The organism is Thermostichus sp. MS-CIW-40 (genome assembly GCF_054058315.1).
Window position 1 is genome coordinate 20646 of the sequence record NZ_JBSSAC010000038.1, and the last position, 6786, is coordinate 27431.

The 6786-nt window shown below is 56.6% G+C and carries 7 protein-coding genes and 1 pseudogene; 4 read left to right on the top strand and 4 right to left on the bottom strand.

The genetic code is table 11. The annotated features are described in order from the left end of the window. Nucleotides 1-25: 25 nt before the first annotated feature. Nucleotides 26-1231: an E3 ubiquitin ligase family protein gene (locus ACVWXF_RS11115; RefSeq protein WP_457474406.1), complete on the bottom strand. Its 1206-nt coding sequence runs from the start codon at nucleotides 1229-1231 to the stop codon at nucleotides 26-28. Between the two features lie 497 nt (nucleotides 1232-1728). Here ACVWXF_RS11115 and ACVWXF_RS11120 point away from each other — a divergent pair, with 497 nt between their 5' ends. Beyond that, a complete protein-coding gene (locus ACVWXF_RS11120) occupies nucleotides 1729-1878 on the top strand; it encodes a hypothetical protein (RefSeq protein WP_187147255.1) in 150 nt (49 codons plus the stop codon). Between the two features lie 63 nt (nucleotides 1879-1941). On the opposite strand, the gene ACVWXF_RS11125 is transcribed toward ACVWXF_RS11120, so the two are convergent. Beyond that, a complete protein-coding gene (locus tag ACVWXF_RS11125; RefSeq protein WP_457474407.1) occupies nucleotides 1942-2634 on the bottom strand; it encodes a response regulator transcription factor in 693 nt (230 codons plus the stop codon). A 207-nt stretch (nucleotides 2635-2841) separates the two neighbouring features. Here ACVWXF_RS11125 and ACVWXF_RS11130 point away from each other — a divergent pair, with 207 nt between their 5' ends. Further along, nucleotides 2842-3657, top strand: a complete 816-nt coding sequence (locus ACVWXF_RS11130) for a Uma2 family endonuclease (protein ID WP_457474408.1) — start codon at nucleotides 2842-2844, stop codon at nucleotides 3655-3657. A gap of 8 nt (nucleotides 3658-3665) precedes the next feature. Here ACVWXF_RS11130 and ACVWXF_RS11135 read toward each other — a convergent pair whose 3' ends face one another. Next, nucleotides 3666-4847, bottom strand: coding sequence for a glycosyltransferase (locus tag ACVWXF_RS11135; RefSeq protein ID WP_457474409.1), 1182 nt, complete (start codon nucleotides 4845-4847; stop codon nucleotides 3666-3668). 154 nt (nucleotides 4848-5001) lie between these two features. On the opposite strand from ACVWXF_RS11135, the gene ACVWXF_RS11140 reads away from it, so the two are divergent. Next, nucleotides 5002-5349 carry an STAS domain-containing protein gene (locus ACVWXF_RS11140; protein ID WP_457474410.1) on the top strand — a complete coding sequence of 116 codons (348 nt, stop codon included), beginning with the start codon at nucleotides 5002-5004 and terminating at the stop codon, nucleotides 5347-5349. A gap of 79 nt (nucleotides 5350-5428) precedes the next feature. Here the strand turns inward: ACVWXF_RS11140 and ACVWXF_RS11145 are convergent, their stop codons facing one another. After that, entirely contained in the window at nucleotides 5429-6253 is an 825-nt protein-coding gene (locus ACVWXF_RS11145; protein WP_457474411.1) for a tetratricopeptide repeat protein, read from the bottom strand. 294 nt (nucleotides 6254-6547) lie between these two features. Here ACVWXF_RS11145 and ACVWXF_RS11150 point away from each other — a divergent pair. Next, nucleotides 6548-6786 (top strand): annotated as a pseudogene (locus ACVWXF_RS11150) (RNA-guided endonuclease TnpB family protein); the annotation flags it as partial.

The window sequence follows — 6786 nt, forward strand, 5'->3', positions numbered from 1 at the left end:
AGGCTTCCCTCTGCCTGGGCAGGAACTAGCGATAAGGCTGCAGGGATTGCAGCAGGTGGAGCACGGTGAAAATGCCGATACCCAGCAGGACGACGGATCCCACCAGGTAGCTGCTGGCATTGGAGCGCTGCTCTTCCAAGAGGGCTTCAGGGGATTTGGGGGCAATCATAAACCTTTCCCCAGAAAGGGGTTTTCGGATCACGGGATCCCCTGCCTCAAAACGCACCTGCCCCATGGTAAACGCCATCGCATCCACCGGAATCACCCATTCCTTATGGATAAAAGCTCGGGTGGAGCGATTTTCTGTTCTCACTCCGGAAAGGTAGCGCTTGAGATTGAAGTTGAACCGGCTGGGCCCTTTTCCTGGAAAAATATGCTCATCCACAACCGACATAGCCTCTATCTCCGCACCTGTGGGATCCACCCTCACCCTTCCAGTTTCGTCTTCGATGAAAAAAGGGATCTGGCGAACCACCGAGTGAAGGGTTTCGTCTCTCGTTCTCGTCTCTCTTTCAAGGAGATATTCCCGACCTGTGCTCGGATCGTAATACACGTTGGCGTAGTGTTTTTGGGGAGAGCTTACTTCGGAAAACGGCGATTTTTGAGGATAGCCTGGAGAGCCAAGCTGCTGGGGGTAGTCGGGGTAACCAGGCTTTTTCTGGAAAGAACCGGAACCGGGGTAGCCAGGGTTGGGCTTTTGTGGAAAAGAATTAGAGTAGTCGGGATCAACCCTTTTCTGAAAAGAACCGGAGTCAGAGTAGCCCAAGCCGGGCTTTTTCCCGACCATCTCCCCCGGATAGGATTTTGCTCGGGATCCCAAGCGTAGAGCGTTCTGATATTCGCCTTCGCTGATCCGTTCGCTATACGCTACATCGCCTTGGCTATTCAAATACCTTCGATAGCATTCGATCTCGTCATACTCCCAAGAGATCTCAGACTTGTAGTAGACGCAAGGCTGTCGCGAAAGTTCCGATACCAAAGGCCGATCGCACACAACCCTGCCGTAAACTTGAGCCAAGTTTGCTCCTTTTGCCTGGGGGTTGGTCTGACCGAGATGGCGAAGCTCGGCTATCTTGAGCAACCGAGTTGCAGAGAGCTGTTGAACCAACCTTTGGGAGCGCAAATACTCAACAAACGAAAACAGAGAGGCAGGAAGACAAAGCAGACCAAGCAGCATCAGCCAGTTCATAAAGGCCTTCCTTTCCGGGGGTGGGAGTGAAGTTGGCCTCATGCTAGCAGTTACCTGTGAAACAGGATTTAAGAGAAGTTTAAGGCAATCCCGAATGCGGGCAGTTCCAAACTTTACCAAGAAGCTAGGCCTGAAGCCCCGCCCTTCCAGGACGGCTTTTGCCCTGTTAGACCTGCGATAAGATACACCCACGCTGGTCAGAGAAGCCAAACTCCTCAACGCCACTCCAGCGCAGTACCAAGCCTTGGATGACAGAGTACACCGGCCAGGTGGTGGGGCTGGATGTGGGCGACAGCAGTGGGCAAGCTGTGCCGTGTCTCCAGTTTTTGCGTCGTGCCGAAAGGAGATTGAAGCAACAGCAAAGAAGACTGAGCAGAAAGTTAGGCCCACGGCCCGCTGGCGTGAATAGGAAGGGGGTAAAACCTCAATACAGCAACTACCACAAGTAGAGGAAGCGGCTTGGCGAGGTACACTTCAACCAAATCAAAGTCTGGCGCCAGCGTAGAGACCGGGTTATTGAGCTAGCCCAGTGTGTGGGAATGTCTCACGACATTGTGGTTTATGAGGACTTGCAGGTGCAGAACTTGGTGAGAAATCACCACTTGGCCAAGTCTTTCACGCTAGCGGCGCGGAGCGCTTGGGGGAACGACTGGGGAGATAGGCACCGCCGTCGTGGAGGGGAAACCTGATACAGCTAAGTGCTGTCGCAGAACCAGGAACCAGAATCCTTGCTCTTTGGGGCGGGGGGCATGTCAATCGCGCAACACGTAGCCTACCCCGCGCACCGTCTGGATAAGGCGCTTCTCCCCTGGGCCTTCGATCTTGAGGCGCAAGTAGCGAATATAGACCTCGATGATATTGGAGTCGCCCGTGAAGTCGCAGCCCCACACATGCTCTAAGATCTGTTGGCGGGTGAGCACCTGACGGGGGTGTTCCATCAAGTAGCGCAACAGGTCGTATTCTTTGGCCGTCAGCTCCACCTGTCGCTCTCCCCGGGTTACCTCCCGCGTTACGGGATCCAGAATCAGATCCATGAACACCAACTGGCCATCGCGGGATCGCCTTGGCTGCCGCAAATAGATCCGTATCCGAGACAGCAGCTCCTGAATGCTGAAGGGTTTGACCACGTAATCATCCGCCCCGGCATCCAACCCCGCTGCTCGATCCGACACCTCATCTCTGGCGGTCATCAGCACCACGGGCACGCGGTTGCCCATTGAGCGCAGCTGCCGACAAAGGTCCAGGCCTGAGATCCCGGGCAACATCCAGTCCAACAGCACCAAGTCGGGGTTTTGGTCGCAGGCTGCCCTCAACCCGGCCATGCCATCGCTGGCTACGCTGACTCGATATCCCTCACCGGCCAGCTCGGTCTCTAGGAAACGGGCCAGCTTGGATTCGCTTTCGATCACCAGAATGTGGGCAGAAGAGGGTTCAGGCTCTGGCATACGCTCTCTTGCTGAATCCAAGGAAGACGCCGAAAAACTTGCTCATTGCCCCCAAGCATATCTCAACCGTATGGATTGGCAGTCGAGATGACTGAATCCGTCCTAGCCTGCAACAGCCTTGTGGAATTGCCTGGGGTTGATATCAGCAAGTGCTTTGAGTTATTCAAAAGGCATTCATGTACCTTATCACCATGGGTATCCTCAGCCATGGCCCTCTCTCCTGTTCGGCTCACCCCGCCCCTACCTCCCATTCGATGGGAAAAACTGCCGGAAGACTTTCCCTTGCCGGATGAGCCTGTGGAAAGCACCTTACAGCCCCTTTTGGCTGCTGCTCTGCGTGAGGCATTGGAACTCGCTCAGAGGATCCCTGCCCAGGCTTTGATCGCCTCCAACTTTGGCCTTTGCAGCACTGTCGGGGACAAGGTGGTGGTGAAAGCCCCCGACTGGGTTTATGTGCCCGCAGTACAGCCGATTCCCGAAGGAGAGATCCGCCGCAGCTATACCCCACACCTAGAAGGGGATCCCCCGGCGATTGTGATGGAATTCATCTCCGAAACCGAGGGCGGCGAGTACTCCATCAATCCCCACTATCCCTATGGAAAATGGTATTTCTACGAGCGCATTTTGCAGGTGCCTGTCTATGTAATCTTTCATCCCAAAACCGGTGAGCTGGATGTCTACCGCCTGGAGAATGGCCGCTATACCCCTGTATCGGCGGATGAAAACCGTCGCTACTGGATCCCGGAGATTGGCTTGTTTTTGGGGGTGTGGCGGGGACAAAAAGCCGAGACCAAAGCCAACTGGTTGCGGTGGTGGACTGCCGATGGGAATTTGCTGCTGTGGGGGAGTGAACATATAGAGCAGGAGCGGCAGCGGGCCGAACAGGAGCGGCAGCGGGCTGAACAGGAACGGCAGCGGGCCGAAGCGGCAGAGGCAGCTCTCGAACAGGCCCGTCTGGAACAGCAGCGCCTAGCCGCGAAATTGCGGGAGTTGGGCGTGGATCCCGAGGCAATAGCCGATTGAGGGCTCTCCTAGTAGGTGCGCCCGCGCCAAGAGCGGGGCCGGCTGAGGGCAGATAGGATTATCCGCAGAACGGCCAAGGGATCCGCCAGAGGCGACATCCAGAACGTCCAAGGGGGATCCTGATAGGAGCCGCGAATGCCCAGCAGTACACCTAAGCGCAGAATCAGTAAGCCTAGGTTAAGCCCCAGCAGCACCTGCTCCGTCAGGGAAAAGGGAAACCCCATCCCGGCTTTGCCCAACAGCCCTACAACCACCGGCCCAGGGATCCCTTGGGTGAGGACGAGGAGAGCTATATCCCCCCACAACTGGGCCACAGGGGTGGCATCTTTCAAATCGAGGGATCGGCCCCACTCTCGCCAAGTTTCGCCAAAAGAAGTGTACATGCGCACCTTGAGCAGGTGCCGACCGTCGTAAAAAGCTACTTTAAAGCCGGCTGCCGCAATCTGCCGCACCAAGGTGACATCGTCACAGAAGGAGACCCGCGCCAGCGTGTAGCCGTTCATGGCTTCCAGCACCGACCGGCGCACTAGCATACATTGCCCATTGGCCATCGTCCGTTCCGGCAGGGTGGCGGTGTCTCCGGCGGCCCCATAGCGATAGATCAGGGTTACCAAAAGAGCCGGCTGCAGCCAGCCTTCCCCCCAGTGCTGCAGGATAAACTGCGGTGCCAGGGTGATCAGGTCGAGCCTTTGGGCCTGGGCGGTTTCCAGCAGGCGCTCCACCAAGCCTGGCTGGGGGCGGGTATCGGCGTCGATGCCCAGGATCCACTCAGAGGCCGGATCCGACTGGAGAAATCCGTAGTGCAAAGCCCAGGGGCGGCCCACCCATCCGCCGGGGAGGGGATCGTCGGTTACCAGACGGAAGCGCGGATCCCGCTTGGCCATCTGCAGCACTTTTTCGGGGGTGCCATCTTGAGAGCGGCTGTCCACCACCAGCACCTCCCGCAGGACGGAGCTCTGTTGGTGCAATCCTTCCAGGCAGGGATCGATGCGTTCCGCTTCGTTGAGAGTAGGCAGCAACACGCTGACCAAGCCCGGCTGCAAAGGGATCCCAGGCTGACCGGGAGGCAGAGGGGAAGGGCGCCGCAAAGAGGGCAGCAGCCGCGCCAGCAGCACCGCCAGCATCGGCACTTGCATAACCAATAGGCTCAGGGCGGCAGCATCTCCAGCCCAGGCAGGGATCCCGTTCATGCCAGTTCTAACCTGTAAGGGAAAAGTGTCCAAGAATGCTTGCAAGAGAAGCCCAGTGAGGACAAACTCATACTCATGGTGATTTAGCAATTCAAAATCAGTTTGGTTCCATCGTGCCTGTGCCCATTCCCCCCTCAAACCTGCCGGGCTTTTCATGGATGTCTGCATCCGGCTCAGCCACAAGGGATCCCCTGTTACGGTTGTGAAATTGCACAGTGAAAGGCTCAACGCCGCGATTGCCCGCGAGGTACGGAAAGAGCTAAGCCAAATTCTCACCGAGAAACCGGGACATTTCTTGTTGGATCTTAGTCAGGTTAGCCTGATCGACAGCATGGGGTTGTCGGTTCTGGTTTGGGCGCATCGCCATTGCCGCACTTTAGGCTATCAACTCAAGTTCTGCGGCCTGCAGGAGCAAGTCAAGCTGCTCTTCTCCATCGTCGGTTTGGATACCATTTACGAAATCTACCCCTCTGTAGAAAAGGCGCTTGAGTCTTTTCCGTAGCTCTCCCTATCGGGTCAACTGAGAACCGTCAGGGATCAGCTTCTCAACACCTGGATTAGCCTAACGGTTGAAAACCTGCTCAGGGGGAGGGGTTGCTGTTTTGGTTCTCGACCGTCTGGGGCCGGTTCACCTGAGCATAAATCTCTGCTTGCTGCTGGATTTGCTCCCGAACTTGGGGCGGGGCCAGCCGGGCTGCTTGCTCAAACAGCTCAGGCGCTTTTGCCCGTAGGTTTTCATCGGTGGCAGAGCTGAGGGCTATGGCTTTGCCGAGCACGGGAGTGAAATCACTGGGATCCGCCGCAATCAACTTGTCGTAGAGGACTACAGCTTTCTCAGTCTGGTTGTTGCGGGCGTAGACAAAGGCCAAGCGCAAACGTACATCATTATCTTCCGGCACTTCTTCAAGATGCTTCTCCAGCAGGGCAATGGCCTCAGAGGTGCGGCCCAGGGTTAGCTGCACATCCACCAACTGCTGCAGCACCTGGCCATCTTTGGGATCCCCCTCGTAAAGGATCTGGAGCTGTTCTAATGCCCCTTCAAAATCCCCCGTATCCTGTTGGATTTGGGCCAAAAAAGCTCGCAGTTGCCGATTTTTGGGCTCCAGTTCCACCAGCTTCTTCAGCGGCTCAATGGCCCCTTGCGGCTCGTTGAGCTGCAGTTGGGTGTCGATCAACCCCCGCAGGGCAATGGGGTTATCCGGCTCCCGCTCCAGCACGACGCGATAGCCGTCTGCCTGGGCCCGCAGTTGCTCGGTTACCAGGCTGGCCTCTGGAGATTCGGAAGGCCCGAGGGCCTGGAATAGCGGGCCAAAGGAGAAGCCCAAGAAAGTTACCGTGCCCACCACCAGCAGCAAAATGTTGAGGAGCTTGCGGGCTGGGGATTCTTGGGGTTTGGACTGAGGCATAAAGGGCTCGCGCAGAAGACTCCTCTGTACTCTATCATCGACGCCGGGGCAAGCTGCGGGGTGAGGTTACCCAATACCCAAAACTTTTGAAAACAGCATCCAAGGGGAGGGCAATGCCGTACCGAGTTTAGGTATTGCTGAACGTTTTTGCCACCCCTCACTCCCTCTTAACCATGCGGATCACCAAATTTTCGGGCTGGAGGCCCGCACCATAGCCGCAGGCTTGGTGTCGGGAGGAAAGCCCGCCTCGATATAGGTTTGCCGGCCAAAGTCTGGATAAACTACAATAAGCCCATGAGCCAGACTATATCCGTACGTTGCAAGCTGATAGTCCCACAAGAGTTGCGTCAAGAAATTGACCGCACTTTGCAGGGCTTTGCGAATGCTTGCAACCAGATTCTCGACACCGCCAAACAAAAGAACTGCTGGAACACCGCTAAGCTGCACCACTTGGTCTATCGGCCGGTAAGGGCAGCAACGGGGCTGAAAGCCAACCACGTCTGTCAGGCGCTCCGTCGGGTGATTAGCAATGC

Bases quoted from the DNA above. Each gene is read 5' to 3' on its own strand.
- ACVWXF_RS11125 (WP_457474407.1), bottom strand. From the start codon at position 2,634: ATGCCAGAGCCTGAACCCTCTTCTGCCCACATTCTGGTGATCGAAAGC.
- ACVWXF_RS11120 (WP_187147255.1), top strand. From the start codon at position 1,729: ATGTCTCACGACATTGTGGTTTATGAGGACTTGCAGGTGCAGAACTTG.
- ACVWXF_RS11145 (WP_457474411.1), bottom strand. From the start codon at position 6,253: ATGCCTCAGTCCAAACCCCAAGAATCCCCAGCCCGCAAGCTCCTCAAC.
- ACVWXF_RS11115 (WP_457474406.1), bottom strand. From the start codon at position 1,231: ATGAGGCCAACTTCACTCCCACCCCCGGAAAGGAAGGCCTTTATGAAC.
- ACVWXF_RS11135 (WP_457474409.1), bottom strand. From the start codon at position 4,847: ATGAACGGGATCCCTGCCTGGGCTGGAGATGCTGCCGCCCTGAGCCTA.
- ACVWXF_RS11140 (WP_457474410.1), top strand. From the start codon at position 5,002: ATGGATGTCTGCATCCGGCTCAGCCACAAGGGATCCCCTGTTACGGTT.
- ACVWXF_RS11130 (WP_457474408.1), top strand. From the start codon at position 2,842: ATGGCCCTCTCTCCTGTTCGGCTCACCCCGCCCCTACCTCCCATTCGA.